General features: G+C 40.8%; 14 protein-coding genes. All 14 read right to left on the bottom strand.

Annotation, left to right across the window (positions count from 1 at the left end; all coding sequences use genetic code 11):
- Positions 1 to 5: 5 nt before the first annotated feature.
- The 14 genes from NO991_RS05470 to prc all read right to left on the bottom strand — a co-directional run bounded on the left by NO991_RS05470 (position 6) and on the right by prc (position 25,032).
- Positions 6 to 1,916, bottom strand: coding sequence for an ABC transporter ATP-binding protein (locus NO991_RS05470; RefSeq protein ID WP_371351743.1), 1,911 nt, complete (start codon positions 1,914 to 1,916; stop codon positions 6 to 8).
- A gap of 14 nt (positions 1,917 to 1,930) precedes the next feature.
- The gene (locus NO991_RS05465; protein ID WP_054551385.1) at positions 1,931 to 2,164 is read right to left on the bottom strand and encodes a glutaredoxin family protein; all 234 of its coding nucleotides are present in this window, start codon (positions 2,162 to 2,164) and stop codon (positions 1,931 to 1,933) included.
- Complete coding sequence (gene rlmKL / locus NO991_RS05460) at positions 2,157 to 4,274, bottom strand: bifunctional 23S rRNA (guanine(2069)-N(7))-methyltransferase RlmK/23S rRNA (guanine(2445)-N(2))-methyltransferase RlmL (protein WP_235373465.1); 2,118 nt, start codon at positions 4,272 to 4,274, stop codon at positions 2,157 to 2,159. Before rlmKL ends, NO991_RS05465 begins: the two co-directional genes overlap by 8 nt.
- A 178-nt stretch (positions 4,275 to 4,452) precedes the next feature.
- The gene (locus tag NO991_RS05455; protein WP_138600650.1) at positions 4,453 to 4,983 is read right to left on the bottom strand and encodes a cell division protein ZapC domain-containing protein; all 531 of its coding nucleotides are present in this window, start codon (positions 4,981 to 4,983) and stop codon (positions 4,453 to 4,455) included.
- Positions 4,984 to 5,103: 120 nt separating this feature from the next.
- The gene (gene pyrD, locus NO991_RS05450) at positions 5,104 to 6,114 is read right to left on the bottom strand and encodes a quinone-dependent dihydroorotate dehydrogenase (protein WP_199529676.1); all 1,011 of its coding nucleotides are present in this window, start codon (positions 6,112 to 6,114) and stop codon (positions 5,104 to 5,106) included.
- A 114-nt stretch (positions 6,115 to 6,228) separates the two neighbouring features.
- The gene (locus NO991_RS05445; protein ID WP_187489256.1) at positions 6,229 to 11,067 is read right to left on the bottom strand and encodes an NAD-glutamate dehydrogenase; all 4,839 of its coding nucleotides are present in this window, start codon (positions 11,065 to 11,067) and stop codon (positions 6,229 to 6,231) included.
- 212 nt (positions 11,068 to 11,279) lie between these two features.
- Complete coding sequence (locus NO991_RS05440) at positions 11,280 to 13,604, bottom strand: RND family transporter (protein ID WP_300360327.1); 2,325 nt, start codon at positions 13,602 to 13,604, stop codon at positions 11,280 to 11,282.
- Positions 13,604 to 14,608, bottom strand: coding sequence for a YCF48-related protein (locus NO991_RS05435; RefSeq protein ID WP_300542925.1), 1,005 nt, complete (start codon positions 14,606 to 14,608; stop codon positions 13,604 to 13,606). Before NO991_RS05435 ends, NO991_RS05440 begins: the two co-directional genes overlap by 1 nt.
- Before the next feature lie 123 nt (positions 14,609 to 14,731).
- Positions 14,732 to 16,096, bottom strand: a complete 1,365-nt coding sequence (locus tag NO991_RS05430) for a DUF1329 domain-containing protein (RefSeq protein ID WP_138600718.1) — start codon at positions 16,094 to 16,096, stop codon at positions 14,732 to 14,734.
- A 12-nt stretch (positions 16,097 to 16,108) separates the two neighbouring features.
- On the bottom strand, positions 16,109 to 18,193 hold the full coding sequence (locus NO991_RS05425; RefSeq protein ID WP_054551392.1) for a DUF1302 domain-containing protein: 2,085 nt from the start codon (positions 18,191 to 18,193) through the stop codon (positions 16,109 to 16,111).
- Between the two features lie 297 nt (positions 18,194 to 18,490).
- Positions 18,491 to 18,712 carry a DUF2835 domain-containing protein gene (locus tag NO991_RS05420; RefSeq protein WP_300360322.1) on the bottom strand — a complete coding sequence of 74 codons (222 nt, stop codon included), beginning with the start codon at positions 18,710 to 18,712 and terminating at the stop codon, positions 18,491 to 18,493.
- The gene (gene pepN, locus NO991_RS05415) at positions 18,712 to 21,306 is read right to left on the bottom strand and encodes an aminopeptidase N (RefSeq protein WP_300580038.1); all 2,595 of its coding nucleotides are present in this window, start codon (positions 21,304 to 21,306) and stop codon (positions 18,712 to 18,714) included. Before pepN ends, NO991_RS05420 begins: the two co-directional genes overlap by 1 nt.
- A gap of 41 nt (positions 21,307 to 21,347) precedes the next feature.
- Entirely contained in the window at positions 21,348 to 22,829 is a 1,482-nt protein-coding gene (gene nhaC, locus NO991_RS05410; RefSeq protein ID WP_054551394.1) for a Na+/H+ antiporter NhaC, read from the bottom strand.
- Positions 22,830 to 23,007: 178 nt separating this feature from the next.
- Positions 23,008 to 25,032 carry a carboxy terminal-processing peptidase gene (gene prc / locus NO991_RS05405; RefSeq protein WP_300542930.1) on the bottom strand — a complete coding sequence of 675 codons (2,025 nt, stop codon included), beginning with the start codon at positions 25,030 to 25,032 and terminating at the stop codon, positions 23,008 to 23,010.
- Positions 25,033 to 25,057 lie beyond the last annotated feature (25 nt).

Raw genomic sequence — 25,057 nt, 5'->3', positions numbered from 1 at the left:
CCTTACTACTGATTCTTTAAATCTTCGAGTTCTTCCCAGCGCTCAAAAGCGACTTCAAGCTCAGACTCTAACTCGGCTAAATGGTTCAATGCTTTTGTTGTAATTGCAGCATCTTGCTTAAAAAAGTCAGGGTCATTAACCACAACTTGCTGAGCGTCTAACGCTTTTTCAAGTTGTTCCACTTTACTGGGTAATTCTTCTAATTCAAGTTTTAATTTGTAAGAGAGTTTATTACTTTTCTTTGGTGTTTTATCTTGGCTAACAACGGCCGGCTTTTCTTGCTTAATTTGTTGCTGTTGTTGTTTTTCTTGCTCAGCTAAATGAGCTGCATACGCTTCATAGTCGCTATAGCCTCCGACAATGTCAGTGATCTTGCCGTTACCTTCAAATGCCCATACAGAATTACAGGTATTATCAATAAATTCACGGTCATGGCTTACAATCAGCACAGTACCCTGATATTGGTTGATGATCTCTTCTAAGAGCTCTAAGGTTTCAATATCAAGATCATTGGTTGGCTCATCGAGAACAATAATGTTAGATGGCTTTAAAAATAACTTTGCTAATAATAAGCGGTTTTTCTCACCACCTGAAAGTGCTTTTACTGGCGTACGCGCTCTTGCCGGTGGAAATAAGAAGTCTTGCAAGTAACCAAGTACATGACGTGAGCGCCCGCCCATCATCACTTCTTGCTTACCTTCAGCTACGTTATCTTGTACTGTGGCTTCTTCATCAAGCTTTTGACGATACTGGTCAAAATAAGCAAACTCTAAATTAACACCTTGCTTAACACTGCCGCTATCTGGTGTTAAGTCACCAAATAAAATTTTAAGCAGTGTTGTTTTGCCAATACCATTGGGTCCGACAAGGCCAACACGATCGCCACGCATAACAAGGGTCGAGAAATCTTTCGCGATCACTTTATCTTTAAATGCATGACCGATGTTTTTCGCTTCGAATACTAATTTACCTGAACGATCCGCTGTTTCAATATTGAAATCGGTTTTACCGACCTGATCAACACGCTGCTTACGCTCTTTACGTAACTCTTTTAAAGCGCGCACACGACCTTCATTACGCGTTCTACGTGCTTTAATACCTTGGCGGATCCACGCTTCTTCTTCTGCTAAGCGTTTATCAAATAGTGCGTTTTGTGTTTCTTCTACTTTTAAATCATGCGCTTTTTGCTCAAGGTACGTCGCGTAATCGCCAGGGTACGAAACCAGCTTACCACGGTCTAAGTCAAGAATACGGGTTGCAACTGCTCGAATGAATGCACGGTCGTGAGAAATAAAAACGATACCGCCTTTAAACTCTTTTAAAAACTGCTCAAGCCAAATAACACTACTCATATCTAAGTGGTTGGTAGGCTCATCAAGTAGCAGTAAATCAGGTTCACTAACCAAGGCTCTTGCAAGCGCAACTTTACGTAGCCAACCACCCGATAATGATTCAAGCTTGGCTTCTGGGTCTAGCTCTAAGCGAGATAAAACGAGCTGAATACGGGTATCAAAACGCCAGCCATCAACGGTTTCTAATTGATTAGATAAACGCTCTAATTTGTTAAGCAATTTATCGTTATAGTCTGTTTGCATTTGATTACTAACTTGGTGATATTCTATCAGTAAGTTAGCGATGTCAGGCATACCCTGCGCTACATAATCAAATACTGAGCCTGCCGCCCCTTTTGGTGGATCTTGCTCTAAACGTGAAATGCGAATACCGCCTAATTGGTTGATTTCACCATCATCCAATGTCACTTGGCCATCAAGCACTTTTAATAGTGTTGATTTACCTGCACCGTTTCGACCAACGATACAAACACGCTCACCTGACTCAATAACGGCATCAGCATCATCTAGTAGCGGATGCGTACCATAAGCAAGTTGAGCTTTGGCTATTCTGATTAAATCCATCGTGATTACTACTCTTATTCTTTATTATCAGCAATAAATTGCGCTAATTGCTCAGCATCAAAAGGCCAAAATAATTTCTCGCCTTGATGAGATTCCACAACCGGAATACTGGTTTGGTAAAGTTCAATCAGCTGTTCACTGTCCATAATGTCTTTTGCTACAAACGAAGCGTTTGCAGCAATTAATAATTCATCGGCCATTTCACACAGATGACAGCCATCAGTGTGGTACAGGGTAAAATTAGCCATGAGTAATAAGCCAGCTATTATGAATTTGCTTATTACGTTTAAAATCTGGTGATAAAGTCTTGTCAGAAATGTTTTCTGCTTTTAAACCCAGCCCCATTAGCCCTACTTCATCCATGTTAAAGCCACGCTTATTGTTTGAGAATATAAGCGTACCGTTCGGGCTTAAAATCTTCTTAACCCAGGTAAGAAGTTTGATGTGGTCGCGCTGAACATCAAACGCATCTTTCATACGTTTTGAGTTTGAGAACGTCGGTGGATCTAAGAAAATTAAATCATATTGGCCTTGTGCATACTCAAGCCACTTCAAGCAGTCAGCTTGTTCAAAACGATAACGTGTATTGCTAATGTCGTTAAGGGCAAAGTTTTCTTGTGCCCATTTTAAGTAGGTTTTTGACATATCAACCGTGGTAATCGCTTTAGCACCCCCCACAGCAGCATGCACAGATGCGCTGCCCGTATAAGCAAATAAGTTTAAGAAGCGTTTGCCCTGTGCGTTTTGTTGAATATAACGACGAGCTAAACGGTGATCTAAGAACAAACCAGTGTCTAGATAATCAAATAGATTAACTTTGAATTTAGCGCCAAACTCTTCAACGACTTGCGTACGATTTTGTTTTGCTACCTTGGTATATTGTTCTTCACCTTTTTGTTTTTTACGCACTTTAACCGCAATGTTTTCTGGTGCGATATTTAACTGCTCAGCGGTCAAGCTGATCACATCTTGCAAACGTTTTTGAGCCGTATTGTCATCGATTTCTTTCGGTGCAGCATATTCAAAAATAACCGCAGAATCATCGTATACATCAACAGCTACGTTATATTCTGGAATATCCGCATCATAAACACGGTAGCAGCTCACTTCATTTTGCTTTAACCAGTTCTTTAAATTTTGCTTATTTTTCTTTAAACGGTTTGCAAAGGCGGTTGAACCTTCAAAGTTAAGAGCTGGCTTGTCTTCTTTGCTAAGTTCTACTTGTTTATCGTCTAGTTGGTATAAATTCAACACAACATCTAACGGGCCATTTTTAAATTTATAGCGTTTTAACTTAACTAACTTTAATAACTTAAATAAGCTTTCGTCAGTGCCAAGCAAAGCAAGTTTCCAATGATTAAAGTGCTTTTTGAAGCCAACACCTAAGCTACGGTGTAAGTTAACCAGCTCAGCCATTGAGCCTAAACGTTCACCATAAGGTAAGTTTGAAATCACTACACCAGGTAGTTTCGCAACGGAGGTTAACTTAGTGGCATCGCTTTGTTTAAACTTAATAACATTACCAAGGTCTGCACGCTCTGCGTTTTCTTGCGCTTTTGCAATCACACTTCCGTCAATATCATGGCCAATAAGCCAAAGTTTAGGATCTGTAATTTGTGCAGTTAGTTCTGCTTTTAATTCTTTGTACTTTTGAATACGGAAACTAGGCAGGCGCTCAAAGGCAAAACCTTCACGGAATAAGCCCGGTGCTTCATTGCGAGCCATGCTTGCGGCTTCAATTAAAATGGTACCCGAACCACAACATGGATCGAATAAAGGTTGTTGCACGTTTTCAAGCCAACCACTTCTTTTTACAAGAGCAGCAGCTAAATGCTCCTTAATCGGCGCTTTACCTTGATCTTGACGATAACCACGCTCAGATAAACGCGGGCCAGAATAATCGATATAAAGCGCAACACCTTGACGGTTCAATCTTGCTACAACTCGAACGTTGGCATTGTATTTATCAACATCTGGACGTTGTTCGAACAAATCAGCGAAGTAATCAACAATCGCATCTTTTACAACTAGACCTGAAAATTGCGTATTTTTTAAGTCGTTATTTGTACCACTAAAATCAACAGCAAAGGTTTGTTTAGGGCCAAACCACTCCTGCCAAGGCTGCAAGCGTGCGAATTGATAAAGGCTGTCTTTGTCTTTTACGCCTTCTTTTTCTTCTATCAGCATCATGATACGAGTCGCAAAACGGCTCGATAAACAAATCTTTTGTGCTAACAAGCTATCTGCTTCAAAACGTACAGAGCCCACGGTTTGTTTTGAGACTTCGGCACCGAGTGCTGTAAGCTCATCAACAAGTAAATTTTCTATTCCGATAGAAGTAAGTGCGATAAATTGCAAAGTAAAAACCCTTAAATGCTAACTGCGCAGGATTATAGCATAGCTTGGCGAACAAAAACGCCAACATTTGCAGGGATATTAGCTGGATTTTTACTTAGCCCACTAGGTTACAAATCTCGCGCCGCGATTAAATCGCCCCTAGAGTGAACAAATTTTAATTCACAAAGGTCAACACGCCCTAGGCTGATTTGAACTGTTTTTGTTGAATATAAACAGGATGGATACGGTTATTTAAAACCTTAATAGCTTCAAACTGTTCAAGAGAAAGGTTTTCGTCTAATTGAAAGTGTTGGCTTAGGTTAATACACACTGAGGCTTCGCTCGAGTGGTCAACAATTAAAAACTCACCTTCTTGTGCCTGCGAGCACAATTTAACCACTGCTTCAACACTTGGCTGGCTGCCATGATACTCATGAAAGAACCAACTTTTTGCAAGTACAGGCTTTAAATGAAATTTGACCGCAGTGGCATTTAGCGCGATTTGGCAAAGCTGTGCAGGGTTCCACAGTGAGAATGTTTCGAGGTATTGATAAACTTGCTGATAAAATGCAGCATCTTCAAGGCTAAAGTTTGGCTCTTGTAAAACAGCATCAGTAAGTTGGCGAAGTTTGTAAGGCGTGCACAGTTGCATATCTTGGTCAAGGTCAACCAAAAGACGATTATTTTTCGCACAAGCAAGCCATTTCCATTGCTTAGATGCTTGTAACATGTCTCCTCCCTAACGAATAAATACTGTGCGCTTAATCATAAATTATAACTAAAGCAGACCATTAATAAAATGATTTCTTAGAACATTTTATTAATGATCAATTGCTTAGATAACTGATCCTTATAAGCTATTTAGGATCGTTTTTACCAATTCTGGGCCTTTATAAATGAATCCAGTGTAAACTTGTACAAGGTCTGCACCAGCTGCAAATTTCTCTTTTGCAGAATCCGCATCATCAATACCACCCACACCAATGATAGGTAGTTTACCTTCGGTTAAACGCTTAAGCTCACTAACCACGTGGGTTGAACGCTGACGTACTGGTTGGCCAGATAAACCGCCCGCTTCGTTTGCGTATTGTTGACCTTGTACCATCGCGCGCTCAAGCGTGGTATTTGTAGCAATAACACCATCGATCTTATTGTTGATCAATGACTCACTAACTTGGCCAATTTGTACTTCATCAAGATCAGGGGCGATCTTAACTAGCATAGGTACTTGTTTGTTATGTTTAGCAACTAGATCAAGTTGTTCATTCTTTAAGCTTTGCAATAAGTCATCAAGCGCTTCACCATATTGTAAGTCACGAAGACCTGGGGTATTCGGTGAAGAAATATTTACTGTGATATACGATGCATGCTCAAATACTTTACGCATACAGTGAATGTAATCATCTTTACCCTGCTCGTTTGGTGTATCTTTATTTTTACCAATATTAATACCTAGAATACCGTCGTATTTCGCTGCTTTAACATTGTTAACTAGGTTATCAACGCCCTTATTGTTAAAGCCCATGCGGTTAATAATCGCATTTGATTCAGGTAAGCGGAAAATACGTGGCTTGTCATTACCCGCTTGAGCACGTGGTGTAACAGTACCTACTTCAACAAAACCAAAACCCATTTGCGAAAATGCATCAATACACTCGGCATTTTTATCTAAGCCTGCCGCTAAACCTACTGGGTTTTTAAACTCTAAACCTAAAAAGTTAACGGGTTTATTAGGGACAGATTGAGACCACGCAGCACTCAATGGCGTATGAGCAAATCGGCGTAAATTATTAAGTGCAAATTCATGAGCCCACTCCGCATCACGGGTAAACATAAAACGGCGAGCTAGATCATAAAACATGGTTTGTTCCTTAGGTAAAAATAAACAAGGTAGCCGTTTATAAACGGACCATTGCAAATTAAGGGCAAAAAAATACCCCAGCGAGCTGGGGTATGTATTTTAACGACTTTTCACTTATTTGGAAGTGTCACAGTTGTGGCTTAACAACATTAGTTCACGAAGTGCCACTGAGAATTTCGCAAAATCATGGCTTTGCGATGTTTTGAACTCAGATAGCATCTGCTTCCAACGTTGTAATAGTAGATCTTGGTTATCCATCCACTCATCAATTTGTGCATCAATGTCTTTGCTGTCTGCAGCAAAGCTATTAAGTACCACAGCTGATAATGTGCGTTGTTGCCAATCCAACTCTTCACGGTATGAAGCACGAGCAAGTGCTTGCCAGTGGTTCGCAACAGGTTGGTTGGTGATTTGGTCAAGGAACCAATGTAAGCCCATACGCGCACCAAGCTTGAAGTAGGTGTTAGAAACCATATCAATACTACGCTCTGAATTATCTGCGATTTCAGCTAAGTCCATTACAGAGAATAAGCTTGATAGTGACACAATACGTGTTGCAAGTGCTTTTGGTACATTGCTGTCAATTAGCTTCTCTGCCGCTTTAACTAGGCGATCGCTTTCTTTTTCAACCATGTAGCTGTTTAAGTTTTCACTTAAATCAGCAAATGTTGGTGCAAAGAATTCAATTGCTTGTTCAATCGTTTGAGCTTTATTGCGATGACGTAAGAACCAACGTGTTGCACGACGAACCGTACGACGTAATTGATATAGCATTTCTGTTTGTACAGCTGCTGGGATCTTATTATCAAGTGCAACAATTGATGACCATGTTTCTGGCATCTGGAACACTTCTTTTGCAATTGAGTAACAAAGTGCGATTTCAGCTTCGTTAGCACCTGTTTCTTCGTGCATACGAATCATGAAGTTAAGACCCATATCGTTAACGATGTTATTTGCAAGTTTCGTTGCGATAATCTCTTTACGAAGTGGGTGGTTATCCATTGCATCGTTGAACTTCTCACGAAGTGGCACTGGGAACGACTTAACTAATAACTGACGGTAGTAAGGGTTTTCAGTGATTTCATCAACCACTAGAGACTCTTTTAATACCATCTTCGCGTAAGAAACAAGTACAGAAAGCTCTGGACGAGTTAAATCTTTACCCGCTGCTGCGCGCTCTGCAAGTTCTTCATCCGTTGGGATGAACTCGATTGCACGGTTAAGCTTGCCATCTTTTTCAAGGGCATGGATGAAACGTACTTTTTCTTTAAGCGTTGATGTACCTTTTGATTGAGTAATCGATAAGGTATGCGTTTGACGATAACAGTCTTTTAATACTAACTCAGACACTTCATCAGTCATTGAATAAAGTAACTCATCACGCTGTTTACGTGTTAAGTCACCTTCAGCAACTAGACCATTAAGTAAGATTTTGATGTTTACTTCGTTATCTGAACACGCAACACCACCTACGTTATCGATGAAGTCAGTGTTAACGCGACCGCCTTTAGCAGCAAATTCGATACGACCTAATTGAGTTGCACCTAAGTTACCACCCTCACCTAAGATCTTCGCACCAAGCTCAGAACCGTTAATACGTAGCGCATCATTCGCGCGGTCACCCACATCAGCATCAGTCTCTTTAGAGTTCTTGATGTAAGTACCGATACCACCATTCCAAAGTAAATCAAACTCCATCATTAGAGCCGCTTTGATTAACTCGTTAGGTGTCATGCTTGCTTTCTTAGTGCCAAGCATTTTCTTCATTTCTGGGCTTAAGCTAATTGATTTAGCCGCACGAGAGAAAATGCCACCACCTTGTGAAATAAGGTCTTTGTTGTAATCTTCCCAAGAAGAACGCGGTAGATTAAATAAACGCTCACGCTCTGGGTAAGATGTCGCTGCATCTGGGTTTGGATCAACAAAGATATGCATGTGGTTAAACGCTACTTGTAAGCGAATGTGCTTAGAAAGCAACATACCATTACCAAATACGTCACCCGCCATATCGCCGATTGCTACAACAGTGAAATCAGTTGTTTGACAGTCAATATCCATTTCACGGAAATGACGTTTAACAGATTCCCACGCACCTTTAGCAGTGATACCCATTTTCTTGTGGTCGTAACCTACTGAGCCACCTGATGCGAATGCATCACCTAGCCAGAAGTTATATTCATTTGCGATGCCGTTTGCGATATCAGAGAAAGTCGCAGTACCCTTATCGGCAGCAACAACTAAGTACGGGTCATCTTCATCATGACGAACAACATCAACTGGTGGCACAATCTCACCACGTTCAATGTTATCTGTGATATCTAATAGACCACGGATGAAAATCTTGTAGCACTCTTGGCCTTCTTTGAAGAATGCTTCACGGTCTGTCGGTAGCTGTTTACATACGAAGCCACCTTTCGAACCGACTGGCACGATAACCGTATTTTTAACTTGTTGCGCTTTAACAAGACCCAGTACTTCAGTACGGAAGTCTTCACGACGGTCTGACCAACGTAAACCACCACGAGCAACTTTACCACCACGTAAATGCACACCTTCAACGCGCGGCGAGTATACAAAGATCTCAAACGCAGGCAGAGGTAATGGCATTTCAGGGATCATAGAAGGCTGAACCTTGAACGATACGTATGACTTAAATTGGCCATCCGCTTCTTTTTGGAAGAAGTTTGTTCTAAGAGTTGCATTGATCATATCAACGTATAAACGAATGATACGATCATCATCTAGGTTTGCCACGTTTTCAAGCTCAAGATTAACTTGTGCAACTAGCTTCTCAAGTGTCTTTTCACTACCTGGGTTCTTAACTGAGAACTTTTTAGTGAATAAGTTAACGATTTGCGATGCAATGTGTGGGTAATTTGCAAATGTGCTTTCGATGTAAGTTTGCGAGAAAGTTACACCAATTTGACGCATGTATTTAGCGTAGGCACGAAGAATAGACGCTTCACGACCTGTTAAGCCACCCATTAATACTAAACGGTTGAAACCATCATTTTCTAAACGGTTATTCCACACGTTCGTTAACGCTGCACGGAAACGCGCTGACACTTTATCAAAATCAGCAATGCCCTTGTTGTCAATTAGCATGGTGAAATCCATGATCCAATTAACTTTACCGTCAGTCGTTTTCACTGAGTAAGGAGTTTCACCAACTACGCGTAAACCAAAGTTTTCTAACATTGGCATAACGTCAGACAGGTGGATTGGCTCATCTTTATGGAATAAGCTTAAACGAACAACATTAGTGTTTGCTTCTTCTTGTGGACGGTAGAACAACATTTCTAGTTTGTTCTCGTCATTCAGAAGTTCTAGTTTTTCAATATCAACAACCGCTGCACTTGGTAAAACCTGATCTTTATACGCACTTGCAAACGCTTGTGCATATTTACGGTTTAGTTCTTTACCACGTGCTTCACCTGCGCTTTCAAGTAGTGCAGATTGGAGTCTATCTTCCCAAGTACGGGCAGCTTCAATTAGGTTGTTTTCGATGTCTTTCACGTTATATTCAATATTATTGTCAGTCACACGCACCGTGTAATGTGTACGGGCTAATGTTGACTCAGAGAAGAAAGTAGTAAATTCGACTTTGTCGTCAGAATTAAATGCATTGGCTAAGATACGTTGCGTTTCACGACGTAGTGCCGTGTTATAGCGCTCACGCGGAACATATACCATGCAAGAGAAGAAACGGCCATATGCGTCTTTACGCACAAAAATACGGCACATATCACGCTCTTGTACTTGTAATACGCCCATGGCAACTTCAAGTAGTTCAGCTTCACGTGCTTGCACAAGCTCATCACGTGGATACGTTTCTAAAATATTTAATACCGCTTTGTATGCATGGGTGCCTTTAGCAAAGTCACACATTTCCATAATGCGGTTAATCTTACTTTTCAGTACAGGTACATCAGCTGCGCTGTTGTTGTAAAAGCTTGATGAGAATAAACCAAGGAAGCGATCTTCACCAATTACATTGCCTTCATCATCAAAACGCTTAATACCCACGTAGTCGATGTATGCAGGTCGATGTACACGAGACACTGAATTTGTTTTCGTTAAAATTAATAAGTTACTGCTACGCGCTTCTTGGCGCGCTACTTCAGGTAACTCAGAAAGTAAACGGCTATGCTCTTCGTCTGTGTTTTTCATCAGACCAAGGCTAGTGCCCTTTTTACCTTTTAACTGGTAATCACCTTGCACTGGCGAAAGTTCATACTCACGGTAACCCATTAGCGTAAAGTTATCTTTAGCTAACCAGTCTAAAAACTCTACCGTTTCTGCAACTTCGCTTTCGTTATTATTATGGTGGCGTTTAGGTAAGTCTTTCGTTACCGCAATTAGCTTTTCACGAATTGGCTGCCAATCTTCTACAGCGATAGATACGTCAACTAACACAGACTCAAGTTCTTTTTTGAAAGACTCAATTACTTTTGCATCTGTTTGACGATCAATCTCGATAAAGAACACAGTTTTTGTCGACGTTGATTCTTGCTCTGCTTTTAAGCTTGAAATACCGGTGATTTTAGCATTTTTATCACGTTGGATTTTCAGCGGAGAGTGAAGTAATAAGTGAGAAGCGATGTTTGCGCGGGTCATGGCCATACGCACAGAATCAACGAGGAAAGGCATATCTTTCGCGATGATTTCAACAATGGTGTGCGATGACTGCCAGCCATCTTTTGCTACTTCAGGATTGAAAACACGGACAACCGCGTCATCAGAATTATTTTTTTCTAGCGAGTTCCATAGGCTTAGTGCAGCGCCATATAAGTCACTATCGTTGCGATGAGCCAAATCCTCTTTAGACATATTGCTGTACAAGGCTTTGGCGAATTTCTCAACGAGTAACACATTATCAGCGTGAACTTTTTTCTGGATCAGCTTACAGACATTATCTAAGATAACCGAGGCTTGCCCTTCATTTCGTGTCATTGTATGTTCCTTAATCTATACTACTTATCGATTAGTAGAATATTTGTACAGCCATTTATTAGCGTGGAGTCAGGTAAATTCTAACTCTTTTACAGCTAATAAACAGCCTTTTCGATGAAATCATTTTAAGCTTTTCAGCTATTTGGTCATCTATTCACAAAATATAGATATAAATGGCCATTACTGGCCATATTGGAGCACAATTATTCACATTATTTTTTCTGGTCAGTCCAGAGGAAGCTACCAATTGCAGGTAAAAGTAGTACTGCACCCAACATGTTAACCAAAAACATGAAGGTTAAAAGAATACCCATATCCACTTGGAACTTCAGATCAGAGAAAATCCATGTGCTAACACCAATGGCTAAGGTAATACCTGTGAACAGCACTGCACTACCTCGCTCTGCTAATGCATTACGATAAGCGACTTCCAGTGCCACACCTTGTTTTAGCTGCCCCATCATTGATGAAAGTATGTAAATCCCGTAATCGACACCAATACCAACACCTAAAGCGATAACTGGTAATGTCGACACTGTTAAACCTATTTCAAGTTGCACCATCAACGCTTGCGCTAAGGTTGATACGATGTACAGAGGTAATACAACCGCGACCGTTGCCTTCACACTTCTAAAGCTAATTAAGCATAGCAGGATTACGGCGCCGTAAACGTAAAGCATCATAGGTAGCTGTGCAGCTGATACCGATTCGTTCGTTGCGGCCATAACACCGACAGGGCCTGACGCTAGCTTAAACTTTAATTCATCGGTTTCTTCTGCCTTAGCAAACTCTTTAACTTTCGCTACCACATTATCAATCGTTTCTGCTTTGTGGTCATTTAAGAAAATAATCACTGGCATTACTGAGCAGTTACCATCGAGTAAACCTGAGCTTGTTTCAACCCGTGAAGTAGCTTGCACTAAACTTGCCGTATTGCGCGGCAGGCTTTGCCATTTTAAGTTCCCTTCGTTAAAGCCGGCGTTCACAGATTGCGCAACTGAGCTTAAGCTCACAGCCGATTGTACCCCGGCAACGTTTTCCATCTGCCATTGGAAACGACTAATACGCTCCATAACATCATGCTCCGTACACGCAGCAGGATACGCTTCTACAATCACTTTTAGGATATCTGAAGAAATAGTGTATTTATCAGAAATCAAAAAGGTGTCTTGGTTATAGCGGGCATCTTGGTGCAAAGATGGCGCACCAGCATGTAAGTCACCAATACGCATTTTGTCAGCTTGCCAGTAACCCACTGCAAATAACACAGCCGTAAAGACGATAATAAAACCTGCCGTTTTACGATCTGTGGCTTTTACTAATAGCTCACGTAACTTGTCTAGTAGATTTGGTTTGTCTGTGTGAGTACCTGCTTGAATATGCACAGAGCCTTCAAAGCGCATGTACGATGCCCAAACAGGTAATAAAATTAAATTAGTGAAAATAATTACCGCTACACCCAAACTTGCTGTGATAGCAAGTTCACGAATAATACCAATATCAATGGTGAGTAAGGTTAAAAAACCAATTGTGTCTGATAGCAGCGCGATACCACCTGGGATCAGAAGTGCTCTAAAGCTTGCCTGACAGCAAACCCGAGTTGAACTACCCGTAGACACTTTTTTGCCGATGTCATTGATCATTTGCACGCCATGGCTTACACCAATCGCAAACACTAAAAACGGCACTAAAATTGACATAGGATCTAAACCGAAGCCTAAGCTTGAAAGCAAGCCTAACTGCCAAACAACGGCAATGATTGAACAGGCAATCGGTAAAATTGTCAGTTTTAAAGAGTGGCAGAACAGCCAAACCATCACAAATGTGAAAGCAATGGCAATAGCAAAGAATAGCAGTACGCCCTTAGCGCCCTCTGCGACATCCCCTGCCATTTTGGCAAAACCGATAATATGAATACTAACCTTGTCAGTACTGAGCGGTTCACGAACTTGCGTTTCTAGCTTTTCTGCAAATGCTAAAGTGTCGAGTTTTTCTTGCGTTTGTGGATCAGTCTCGAGTAGCTGAGCGGTTACCATTGCACACGAATAGTCACTGGCAATCATGCGACCAACGACTTTTGCTTTTTCGATGTTTTCTTTTACAACCGCAAGACCACGTTTATCAGCAGTGAAGTTTGCCGGAATAATTGGACCGCCAGCAAAACCATCTTCAACTACTTCAACAAAACGTGCACTCGGTGCAAAGATTGAATTAACTAACGGACGATTTACACCTGGAATAAAGTAAAGCTGGTCGTGAACTGCTTTAAGTTGGGTGAAAAATTCCTCATTAAAAATATCACCATCTGCATCACAGACAGAAATCAAAATGCTGTTAGCGCCACCGAACTGTTTTTCATGTTTGGTGTAAACTTTCATGTAGTCATGATTAAGCGGAATATTTTTATTAAACGACGCGTCTAATTGAATTTGTGTTGCTTTGAATAATAAGAAACAAGTGATCAACGCAAAGGAAATAATTGCGAATAAGCGATGACGAAACACCGCTCTTTCTAAAATATCTAAAAAACCACGCATTACGGATTCAACTCCTTCACTTTAATGCCATTTTCTGAAGCCATAACTAGTTTGTCTTGAAACACAACACCATCAAGTAACGATTTACCATCGGCCATTTGTTGTTCTGATAATTGGCCATCCTCAATTTGGAATATCACCCCGCTATTGGCAAATAATAACCACTGGTTGTTGTATTTAATCGCGCTATTTACGGTTGCATAATTGTCGTGTGGTATTTGTTGCCACTGTTCACTGCCTGCTTGGCGAGTGAAAATGTTGCCTCGAAGGCCTGCAACTAGGTCTTCCCCACCTTGATCCGCAGTTGACGCAAACGTAAAGAAAGAGCCCATATATATCTCATCAAGACGCTGCCAGGTTTGACCATTGTCGACACTTTGTGCCATTAAACCCATTTCACCGGCTAGAAATAGACTCTCATCGGTTTTAACGATGCGATTAAAGTGCGGCAGTATTGAAGCAGTTTCAATTTCATAGCCTTCTGGGTCACTGTCTTTTAAATCATTGAGGTATTCACGGTCTTCTTCAAATAACAAGCTATCTAAAAAACGTTTCTGCCAAGTTTGGCCACCATCGTTAGTTTCATAAAACATTCCATATGCACCGACTGCATACCCTTGTTTGTCTGTAGTAAATAAAATGTCTAAACATGGCTTATCCATGTTTGGAAATGATTGCTGTAATTGCCACGTTTTACCTGCATCTACGGTATTGATGATGGTAGCATCATGACCACAGGCCCAACCTAAATCGTTATTATAAAAATCAACGGCTGTTAGCAGCACTTGAGTAGGCACAATGGCTTGTTGCCAGGTTTGAGCGTCTGTACTTGTGATAACCACACCGTGTTTGCCAACTGCAATGAGATTTGGGCCAGCTAGTTCAATGTCGGTGAGTAGAGTTTTGTTTGCGTTAACAGCGCTAATGGCTTGTTGTGGCATAGGCATGTCTTGAGCAAAACATGAAGCACTATAAGCAAGACAGGCATAAAGCAAATACTTCATAAAGATAAATCGCCTTCGAAAAAATAAAAAGAGAAGTCAAAAAAGTCACTGGGAAACCTAATGCGTGTACTGATGACTTACGCGAATTGCAAAAGGCACCTGGAGTCAGGTGCCTTAAATGGATTAACGACCTTCGCGGCGTAATGCGCTTGAAGTAAACTCGTTATCGTTGAATGATTGTGAGAAATCATACATTTTTTCTTGGTTATCTAAACCAATTGCTAAATAACGACGAGAGTTAAGGTCATGATAAACTTCTAACGTACTCCAATGAGTTGGTACTTCATAGTAGTTAAGACCATGTGCCATCGCTACACGATACATTTGATCACGGTTATCATAGATATCCGCTACATGTACTTGCCAGCTATCCTCGTCAATATAAAAGACACGTTTCTTATAAATATGACGCGTGCCCTCTTTTAGGTTCGCTTCAACCACCCAAACACGGTGTTTTTCATAACGAACATGCTCAGGGTTGATATGACCTGCTTGTAGAATATCATCATAGCTTAGTTTGTCGCTGTGAAGCTTGTAGCTGTTATAAGGAATATAAAGCTCTTGCTTACCTTTTAATGTCCAGTTGTAACGATTCGGAGAACCATTGAACATATCAAAGTCATCAGTCGTACGTAAGCTATCAGCGGCTGTTCCCGGTGCATCGTAGGCAACATTTGGAGCACGACGAACACGACGCTGGCCTGAATTGTATGTCCATGCTTGGCGTGGTGTTAAAATTTGATCCATGGTTTCATGTACTAATAACGCAGTACCAGCAAGACGAGCAGGCTCAGTTACCTTTTGCTTAAACTTAAACAAGATATTAGATTCTTGAAGCTTCTCAGGTGTTGCTTCAGGTGATGAGTACTCAACTAACAGTTGCTCATCAAAACCTACATAGTTATATGAACCAGAGGCTGTCGGTGCAGCTTGACCACCAGAACGTTCAATTGATAGGCCACGGAATCGCAACAAGTGGTTCCAAATAGCTTCTAAACCATCTTTAGGAATTGGGAAAGGTACACCCACAGCGGTATTTTTAATACCGTTACCACCTTCAACTAATTCAGCTGTCGTCGCATATTTTTTAGTTGCATCATATACAAACTGTGGATATGACGCACTACGACGGGTTGGGTAAATGTTCATTTTGAACGTATCAGGATAGGTATTGAATAATTCAATTTGACCTGGGCTCAAGTAGTCTTTGTACTGGGCAACGTTCGATTTATCAATCGTGAATAAAATTTTATCATCAGCATATGGATCTGGATGGTGCATACCCGGTTTGTAACCTGCTGGCGGTGTTGTGATACCACCATCCCAAGCTGGAATAGAACCGTCTTTATTCGCTGCTTTTTCAGCGCCAATTGGCGTTAAATCACTGCCTAAACGTGCCGCTTCATCAGCGGTAATTTTTGCAAGTACACTTGAGCTTGCGAAAACGCCGCAAAACGCTGCAGCAATGAGGGTAGGTTTTCTAATAATCATAATTTACCCTTAGATTGAATATTTAATATTAAATGAAACATAATCGCGATCAGAGAAAGTATTCGTCGCGCCACCACCCCAGAATGAGTTGTAGCTAAAGTCGAATGACCACGCATTTTGGTAATTGAAGTTCATAGTAACACCGAGTGATTTACGGTCTTCAATAAATAAATACATTGGATCTGGTGTAATACCATTCACATCGTGTGAGAAAACAAAACGAGGTGAGAAGTTTACGCCACTAAAAATATTGTAGTAATCACCCTTAGCGATAAGGCGATAGCCCCATGCAGACGCTGTTGGGAATGGGTTTGTTTCAGGACCATTAGACAGACCTAGGTGAAGTGTTGAATAATCATCACTTAATGGGCCTTGCATAATGCCGCTTCGACCAGTACCGGAAACGTTTAAACGGAGCTCGTCATAATCCGGCATATCGTTAATTCTAACGCCACCAACTTCACCAACTACCGCCCAGCTATCAGCACCTAATGATGGACCAAATAAGTGTGTTGCAGTAAATTGTAATTGAGCAGTGTTACGAAGAATAAATCCTTGTGCTACTTCACCAGGACCTACAACGCTAGTTGCATCACCCGGACTCATTTGCGAAATACCTGCAAAATCAGGGCGAATACCTGCAACAGCCAATTGCTCTGGCATACCCGCGTAAAGTAACTCTACGTCATCAATTTGCAGAGGCTCATCTTGACGGAAAGCAAATTCACCAGAAAAAGCCGTTTCACCAATTGATGTATTGAAGCTCAAGCCATAAAGCTTAATGTCTTCTGGGTATTCTAGCTGGCCTTTGGTAAATGCTTGTAAACTAGTTACATTATCTTCAGTGATATCTGTTGTTAATAACATACCGATATCAGCAGCGATTGCCGCATCAGTGAAGTTTGATACCTGGCCTGAAATCACAGGACGACGGCTATGGTAGTTAATGTGGTATAACGCCACTTCAGTATCGTTTAACTCAGGTAAAAACATACCCAAGCGTAAACCGTATTGACCACCATCATCAGGTTCATTTTTACCTGCACCGCCCTTACCTTTCAACGCAACTTTGGTTGGGTAAGCGAGATACATTTGCGACATCATCGCTATGCCTTGTGCTGATGTAGGGTCAACACCTTGCGAGCGAACAATATCATCTAAATTATTTAAGCTTTCTGTTAAGAATGCTAAATCGATATCTGGGTTAGACGTGAAGCCTAACTGAATATTCTGCTGATAGCCATTTTCTGACGCGAAATCGTTCGTCGAGAAGTAAGTACCAGCCGCTGGAAGGCGTGTTTCATGCCATTCATATTGGTAGAAACCTTCTAGCGTTAAGTTATCTGTGATGCCTAGTGATGCCCAAAGCATACCAACAGGTATGAAAGCTTCTTTTAACTCTGCACCTGGCGCTTTTAAACGATCGATATCAACAGGGTTAACGTTAATACCATGAGAAATCAAAGTACTCTCACCCCAGTTCACAACTTGTTGGCCTAAACGAATAGACAGCGGGTTACGGCCTTCATTTAAATCAAAATTTGCCCAAACATAAGCGTCAAGTAAACGTAAATCAGCACATACTTGTTCTTTAGTGTCGTCATCATCACAAGGGTCAACTTTTTTACCCGACGTTGGATTGGTATAAGCAAAGTCACCATCCATTAAGGCAAAATCATAAAAATACATAAAGCGAGTGAAGAAACCAAAGTTATCTTTACTGATAGAAAGCTCATGAGTGCCTTTTAATAACTTTGAAAAAGAATCTCCACTATCAAAGTTTAAGTTTCCGGCATCACCATTATTTGAGTAAGCACCTGGTTGGTTCCAAACATCAGCTGAAGAATAAATAGGGTTTAGAGCTGAGTGATAACCCGTCCAATCAAATGATGGATTATTACTTTTACCTATGTGTTGAAAGTCTCGGTCTTCAACACGAATGCTTTGACCATAAGAGAAGTTAGAGTCAAAACGTATGTCAAAGTCACCTAACTCGAAATTAGCCGCGTGCAAAGATGTGCTTGAGAGACCTAGAGTTGCTGCTGCAAGCCCCAAAGCTATTTTGTTTTTAACAAAAAGCGATCGTTTTATCATTGTGTTCATCCCCCTGTAACGGGTTGTTTTGTGATCAAATTGTTGTTTTTAGTATCTTTCTAACGATAGAAGCGAAACAGTAAAATTACAATATAGAACGCGTCTAATCGGTTAATATTTATTTAAAAATGTGACGTTTACGTATTGGTAAGACGTCATACCAGATAATTTATACACGTAAATTAACAATAGAACAAATCGAATTAACAAAAATATAATAAATTTAGCGAATTGGGGATAGATAAAATTAGTGTTTTTTATGAAAAATCATCAAAAAAAGCAGCCGTAGCTGCTTTTTTAACTAATTTTCTCGAGTTTTAAAAACTGATTTTCAGACGTTAATGTCAGCCTAAAGCGCCCTCTTATTCCTAGCGAAGAAATAAAAGGACGCAAATGGTGAGCATCAAAGCGAACTGACTTGCCACCATCCTCTGTGACTTGCACTGATTTATATTTACCATGGTAATAATCAAGACATTCCGAGTAACTCAGATACAAGGCAAAATAATATTCTGTCATTAACTTTCGAGTGCTTTCTCTACTTTTTCAAACAGATCATCACTAAGGCCATCTAAATCAGCTAAACGTTGCAATTGTGCTTTCATTGCCGCTGAACGATTTTCATCATAGCGTTTCCATGACATAAAAGGTGTCAGCATGCGCGATGCATTTTGCGGGTTAATATCATTTAGTTTCACTAATAAGTCACCTAATAGCTGGTACCCTTCACCATCAGCTCGGTGGAACTGAGTGATATTAAAGTGACTAAAGCTACCAACCAAAGCACGCACACGGTTTGGGTTACCAAAGTCAAAACTTGGATGATCATAAAGCGCTTTGATATCGCTGATACTCGTTGCTGAATCTTTCATCGCTTGCAGTGCAAACCATTTATCCATAACGAGAACATCATGACGCCATTTAGCATCAAACTCTGTTAAAAGCGTATCACATAGTGAGTGATTTGCTTTTACAACAGCACTTAATGCAGCAAGGGCATTGGTCATATTATTACTGTGGGCTGACTCTCTGATGAGGCTATTAACATCGCTGTGATTTGTTTTCGCTAAATAGTATAAACAAAGTTGCTTAAGAGCACGTAGTGCAACGGCTGTAGCGGATGTTGAACCATCATCTTCAAGCACGTTATAACAATTAACCAATGATTCTGTTAAGAAGTTGGCAATTTGCGATTCAAATGCATTTTGTACAGCAATAATGTCATCAACAGGGATGACGGCATATTCTGCTGCAAGAGTATCGTAGCTAGGCAGTTTTAACAGCTCCGCAATCAATGCAAGGTCACCTTCACGATTATCAACTAGTAGCTTTAATGCCGACAAGATATCATCAGATAAGCAAGCTTCACCACTGGCAATCGCTGCTTTCATTTCATTAGTAAATAAACGCTGCTGAGCATCCCAACGTGAAAAGTCACTGCGAGCAAAACGCATAATATGTAACAGATCAGCGGCAGATGTATTTTGATTAACAATACATGGTGCAGAGAAATCTTCGAGTAGCACAGCTACTGGGCGCTGTTTAATACCTTCGAAAACATACTGCTGCGTTTTTTCAGTGATATTCAATACCGAATCTTGCGGCTGATTATCAATCACAAGAGGTAATGACTGCCCTTCACTATCTAAAAGCTCAATAGCAAAAGGAATGTGCAGTAAGGCATTGTTAGGCTGATTATCAGGTGCAAACTGCTCAATGCTTAATGTGAAAGTCTGGTTTTGTTCATCATACGCCTGCTCTATATTGAGCTTAGGTGTACCCGCTTGACTATACCAACGCTTAAATTGTGTTAAATCAATGCCAGACGCATCACTCATGGCTGCAACAAAATCATCACAAGTAACTGCTTGTCCGTCATGGCGCTCGAAATACAATGCCATACCTTGTTGGAACTTTTCTTCTCCAAGTAAGGTGTGCATCATACGAATAACTTCAGCCCCTTTGTCATACACTGTCACTGTATAAAAGTTATTCATTTCAATGACTTTTTCTGGGCGAATTGGGTGCGCCATCGGCCCTGCATCTTCACTAAATTGATGAGTACGCATGACTTTAACGGCATCAATACGATTAAGCGCACGTGAACCTAAGTCGCTACTAAACTCTTGGTCACGGAAAACCGTTAAGCCTTCTTTTAACGACAGTTGGAACCAGTCACGGCAAGTCACACGGTTGCCGGTCCAGTTATGGAAGTACTCGTGCCCTACAATAGATTCAATCGTATGGTAATCTTTGTCTGTGGCTGTTTCTTGATTTGCAAGAACACATTTAGAGTTAAAGATATTCAGGCCTTTATTTTCCATTGCGCCCATGTTGAAGAAATCAACGGCAACAATCATGTAAATATCTAAATCGTATTCAAGGTTAAAGCGCTCTTCATCCCATTGCATTGATTTCTTTAAAGATGTCATGGCATGAGGCGTTTTTGATAAATTACCTTTATCAACAAACAAAGCTAATTCAACTTTTCGTCCAGACTGCGTCGTGTAATGGTCACGTAATACGTCAAAATCACCGGCGACTAATGCAAATAAGTAGCTAGGCTTTTTAAATGGGTCTTGCCATTTTACAAAATGACGACCGTCATCTAAGTTACCTGATTCAACTTGGTTACCATTGGACAGCAAGTGAGTGTACTTTTTGTCGGCAATAATAGTGACATCAAAGCTGGCAAGTACGTCTGGGCGGTCAAGGTAATAGGTAATCTTTCTAAAACCTTCAGCCTCACATTGAGTACAATAAGCACCACCCGACAAGTACAAACCTTCTAACGAGGTATTCGTTTGCGGATCAATATGGTTTTCAATTTTCAGAATAAAGCTTTCAGGCAGGTTATGAATTATCAGCTTTTCATCTTCAAGCGTGTAATCATCATACGCTTTGTCATCAACCATCAATGAAATTAGCGTTAAATCAACACCATCAAGCAAAAGATCTGCATTGCTTTCATCGGTACGATTGATTGTCATGGTTGACTGCACTGATGTTTTTAAAGGGGCTAATTCGAAGCGTAAATCGATGTGCTGGATTGAGAATTGTGGGGCTTGGTAATCTTTTAAATATTGAGCTTGAGGTTTACTCGTAGCAGACATTACTGACTCCAAATGGCCCTGCTTAGCAGGGCCTAAATAGTTTATTCGGCGTTAGCTTCTTGTTTAAGATGTTTTGGGGTAATACGTAAAATTTTAATACCAAAATAGGCATAAACAACCGCTAAGAATGGATTAATTAAATTAAAGAACGCGTACATTGCATAGTCAAATGGATTGATTAGTAAAACACTTTGCATATAGGCACCACAGGTATTCCAAGGAATAAGTGGGCTAGTAATTGTGCCACCATCTTCTAATGTGCGAGATAAATTTACAGGCTTTAAACCACGTTTTTCATATTCGTCTTTAAACATACGTCCAGGAACAACAATCGCGATATATTGGTCAGCTGCAACCGCATTGGTACCAATACAGGTTGCAATCGTTGCTGTGATAAGAGAGCCCGTGCTTTTAGCAATTTTTAAGATGCTCTTAACGAACATATCAAGTAAGCCAGTTTTTTCCATGATAGCGCCAAACATCAAGGCCGTCATAATCAGCCAAGTGGTTGTTAACATGCCAGCCATACCACCACCGCTCAATAATGAATCCATTTTTTCATCGCCAGTGTCGATGCTGAAACCATCAAAGAACGTTGTCCAAACTAATTTGAAGTAACCAATTGCTTGGCCTTGTGATGCATCAATTTGGCTATTGATTAAATCAGATTGAAATAACATAGCCCAAATCGCGCCTAGCACCGCACCAATTGAAATAGCTGGGAAAGCTGGCATCTTACGAATTGCTAAAAACAACAACACCACCAGTGGCACTAGCATTTCAAAACCAATATTAAAGTTTTGCTCTAATAAATTAACGATTTCATCAATACGGCCCGCTTCTGTTGAACCACCGGCATTAAAGCCCATAAAGATAAAAATAATTAACGCAATAATGAAGCTTGGCACTGTAGTCCAAAGCATGTGATGAATATGCTCAAATAAATCAGCCCCAGCCACTGCTGGCGCTAAGTTTGTTGTTTCAGAAAGCGGGCTTAATTTATCACCAAAGTAGGCACCAGAAATGACCGCGCCTGCTGTAACAACTTGTTCAAGACCAAGACCAGTTGCAACACCTAATAACGCCACACCGATAGTCGCAGCTGTTGTCCAAGAGCTACCAATACTCATAGCTACAATGCCACAAATCAAACAGCTAGCGGCATAGAACCAGCTAGGGTTGATAATTTGTAAGCCATAGTAAATTAGAGTGGGTACGGTGCCTGATAACAGCCAAGTACCGATTAAGGCACCCACCATTAACAGTATAATGATTGCTCCAAGGGATAAGGTGATCCCCTCAATCATGGCTTGTTCTAGTTTCTTCCAGGTGTAACCATTTTTTAAGCCAATTAATGCCGCGGTAAACGTAGCGAATAATAGAGCGATTTGGTTAGGACCAGATGATGAGTTATCACCGAATAAATAAACAGCAGCGCCTAGTAGGCACACGAGCACAGTAATTGGGATTAAGGCATCTAAAAAACTGGCCTGTTTTATTGGCTTCTCTTCAATTGAATTCAAAAGATAGTCTCCTACACGTCTTATGTGGCGTGTTTAATTATTATTGTAAGCTTTGACGCAAAACTTCAGTGGCCTTATGCAGCCAGATTTTGTGATTATACCAATCTAACCTGTTTTAGGTAGCAAAAAAGGCGCTTAAGCGCCTTTTTATTAATCAATATTGCTAATTAATTGCTAATTATTTCTTAGCGATACGACCATATTTTATATAATCTTGGGTGATTAATGCCGCTTCTTCTAAGAAAGGGTCTAGCTCATCAAGGCTATCAGGTAAATCGTCAAGCTTCTCTACTGGCTTTTCTCCAAGGCGAACAAGTCGTTCATTAGCACGTTCTAACGCGCGTTCTTCACCTTCGTCTTTCTCTTTTAGACGCGTCGCTTCAACCAATGAAATAGTCTTACGGTCTTTCTCTTCTTGATAGCGCTCAATGTCAGCAAATACATAGCCAAACTCAGGCTCGTCTGCAATACGGGCATCATGAAGCTTATTAACGTAAGCAATCGCTGGTTTGAGGTTATCAACAGAGTTGTACTTAGCACGTATGATGCTATCCCAAGGTAGCGCGTTGTCTTGTTGACTCTCACCCCATTCTGATGGCTCAATTGCCGATGGGAATGACACATCTGGGATCACGCCTTTGTGCTGTGTGCTTCCGCCGTTAATTCGGTAGAATTTTGCAATGGTATACTGCACGCTACCTAATGGGTGGTCGTATAGGTCATAAGCACGGCCAAGTGGTTTATGCTGCTGTACAGTTCCCTTACCAAAGGTTTGCTCACCAATCACAATTGCACGGCCATAATCTTGCATTGCTGCTGCAAAAATTTCTGAGGCAGACGCACTGTAGCGATCAACTAACACTGTCAGTGGGCCATCGTAAAAAGTGACGCCATCACGGTCTTTTTGCTCTTCAATACGATTATTTAGAGTATGAATTTGTACAACTGGACCTTGATCGATAAATAAGCCAGAAAGTTGCGTCGCTTCGTAAAGTGACCCACCGCCGTTTTGACGTAAATCGATAATGATACCGTCAACTTTGGCTTCTTTTAACTTCGCAATTTCAACTTTTACGTCTTGCGATAAATTGTTATAGAAACCAGGGATTTCAATCACACCAATTTTGCTGGTTAAGTCTGAATATTTTGCTTCAAATACTTCAGATTTTGCAGCACGGTCTTCTAAGCGAATTTTATCACGCGTGATTTCAACCACTTTTGGTGTACCGTGAGCATCAGCCCCTTTTAAGTATTGCAGGCGAACTTTTGTCCCTTTCGGGCCTTTGATTAAATCAACGACGTCATCTAAACGCCAGCCAATCACATCAACAAACTCTTCACCTTCTTGCGCAACACCAATAATACGGTCATCTGCTTTTATTTGTTCAGACTTATCAGCCGGTCCGCCTGGGACTAAGCTACGGATTACCGTGTAATCTTCGTCATAACTGAGTACCGCACCAATACCTTCTAATTCAAGATCCATGTCCATCTTGAATTGCTCAGCGCGACGAGGTGATAAATAAGAGGTATGCGCTTCAATGCTTCGTGCGAATGAGTTCATCACAATTTGAAAAGCATCTTCACTGTTCGTTTGTACTAAACGCTTTTGCGCGTTGTGGTAGCGCTTGGTCAAGACTTCTTTAATGCCTTGCCAATCTTTACCAGTCATTTTTAATCGTAAAGCATCGTATTTAACGCGCTGACGCCAAAGTTCATCAAGCTCAGCTTGGCTTGTTGCCCACTCAGCGTCTTCACGGTCAAACAGGTACTCATCTTCTTTATCGAACTTCATTTCGTTTTCAAGTAACGATAAAGAATAGTCATAGCGTTCAAAACGACGTTTTAAACTTAAATTAAAAATATCAAAAGCAAATCCCAATTTACCTGTCGACAATGCATTATCAAACTGGTCTTTATATTGCTCAAACGAGGCAATATCAGAGGCTAAAAACACATTTTTATTGTAGTCGAGAGATTCAATGTAACGATCAAAAACCTTCTCAGATAATTCATCGTTAAATTTAATTGGTTTGTAGTGTGCACGAGTAAATAAGTTTGTCACCCGTTTGCTTGCCGTACTATGTTGGCTTTCTTGCTTGAGTACTGGCAGGTCTTTTTCAGTCAGATTGTCTGATGATGCCAGTAATGAACCTGAAAACAGGGCAGCGACTAACGGAATGAGCGTAAACTTTTTACTCATACACAACTCCTTTATTTTTTACAGC

The organism is Pseudoalteromonas sp. DY56-GL22 (assembly GCF_041414715.1).
GTDB classification, from domain to species: domain Bacteria; phylum Pseudomonadota; class Gammaproteobacteria; order Enterobacterales; family Alteromonadaceae; genus Pseudoalteromonas; species Pseudoalteromonas simplex.
Note: the sequence above shows the minus strand (reverse complement) of the source record. Positions and strands in the feature narration are given on the sequence as shown.

Bases quoted from the DNA above. Each gene is read 5' to 3' on its own strand.
- NO991_RS05470 (WP_371351743.1), bottom strand. From the start codon at position 1,916: ATGGATTTAATCAGAATAGCCAAAGCTCAACTTGCTTATGGTACGCAT.
- NO991_RS05465 (WP_054551385.1), bottom strand. From the start codon at position 2,164: ATGGCTAATTTTACCCTGTACCACACTGATGGCTGTCATCTGTGTGAA.
- NO991_RS05455 (WP_138600650.1), bottom strand. From the start codon at position 4,983: ATGTTACAAGCATCTAAGCAATGGAAATGGCTTGCTTGTGCGAAAAAT.
- pyrD (WP_199529676.1), bottom strand. From the start codon at position 6,114: ATGTTTTATGATCTAGCTCGCCGTTTTATGTTTACCCGTGATGCGGAG.
- NO991_RS05445 (WP_187489256.1), bottom strand. From the start codon at position 11,067: ATGACACGAAATGAAGGGCAAGCCTCGGTTATCTTAGATAATGTCTGT.
- NO991_RS05440 (WP_300360327.1), bottom strand. From the start codon at position 13,604: ATGCGTGGTTTTTTAGATATTTTAGAAAGAGCGGTGTTTCGTCATCGC.
- NO991_RS05435 (WP_300542925.1), bottom strand. From the start codon at position 14,608: ATGAAGTATTTGCTTTATGCCTGTCTTGCTTATAGTGCTTCATGTTTT.
- NO991_RS05425 (WP_054551392.1), bottom strand. From the start codon at position 18,193: ATGATAAAACGATCGCTTTTTGTTAAAAACAAAATAGCTTTGGGGCTT.
- NO991_RS05420 (WP_300360322.1), bottom strand. From the start codon at position 18,712: ATGACAGAATATTATTTTGCCTTGTATCTGAGTTACTCGGAATGTCTT.
- pepN (WP_300580038.1), bottom strand. From the start codon at position 21,306: ATGTCTGCTACGAGTAAACCTCAAGCTCAATATTTAAAAGATTACCAA.
- prc (WP_300542930.1), bottom strand. From the start codon at position 25,032: ATGAGTAAAAAGTTTACGCTCATTCCGTTAGTCGCTGCCCTGTTTTCA.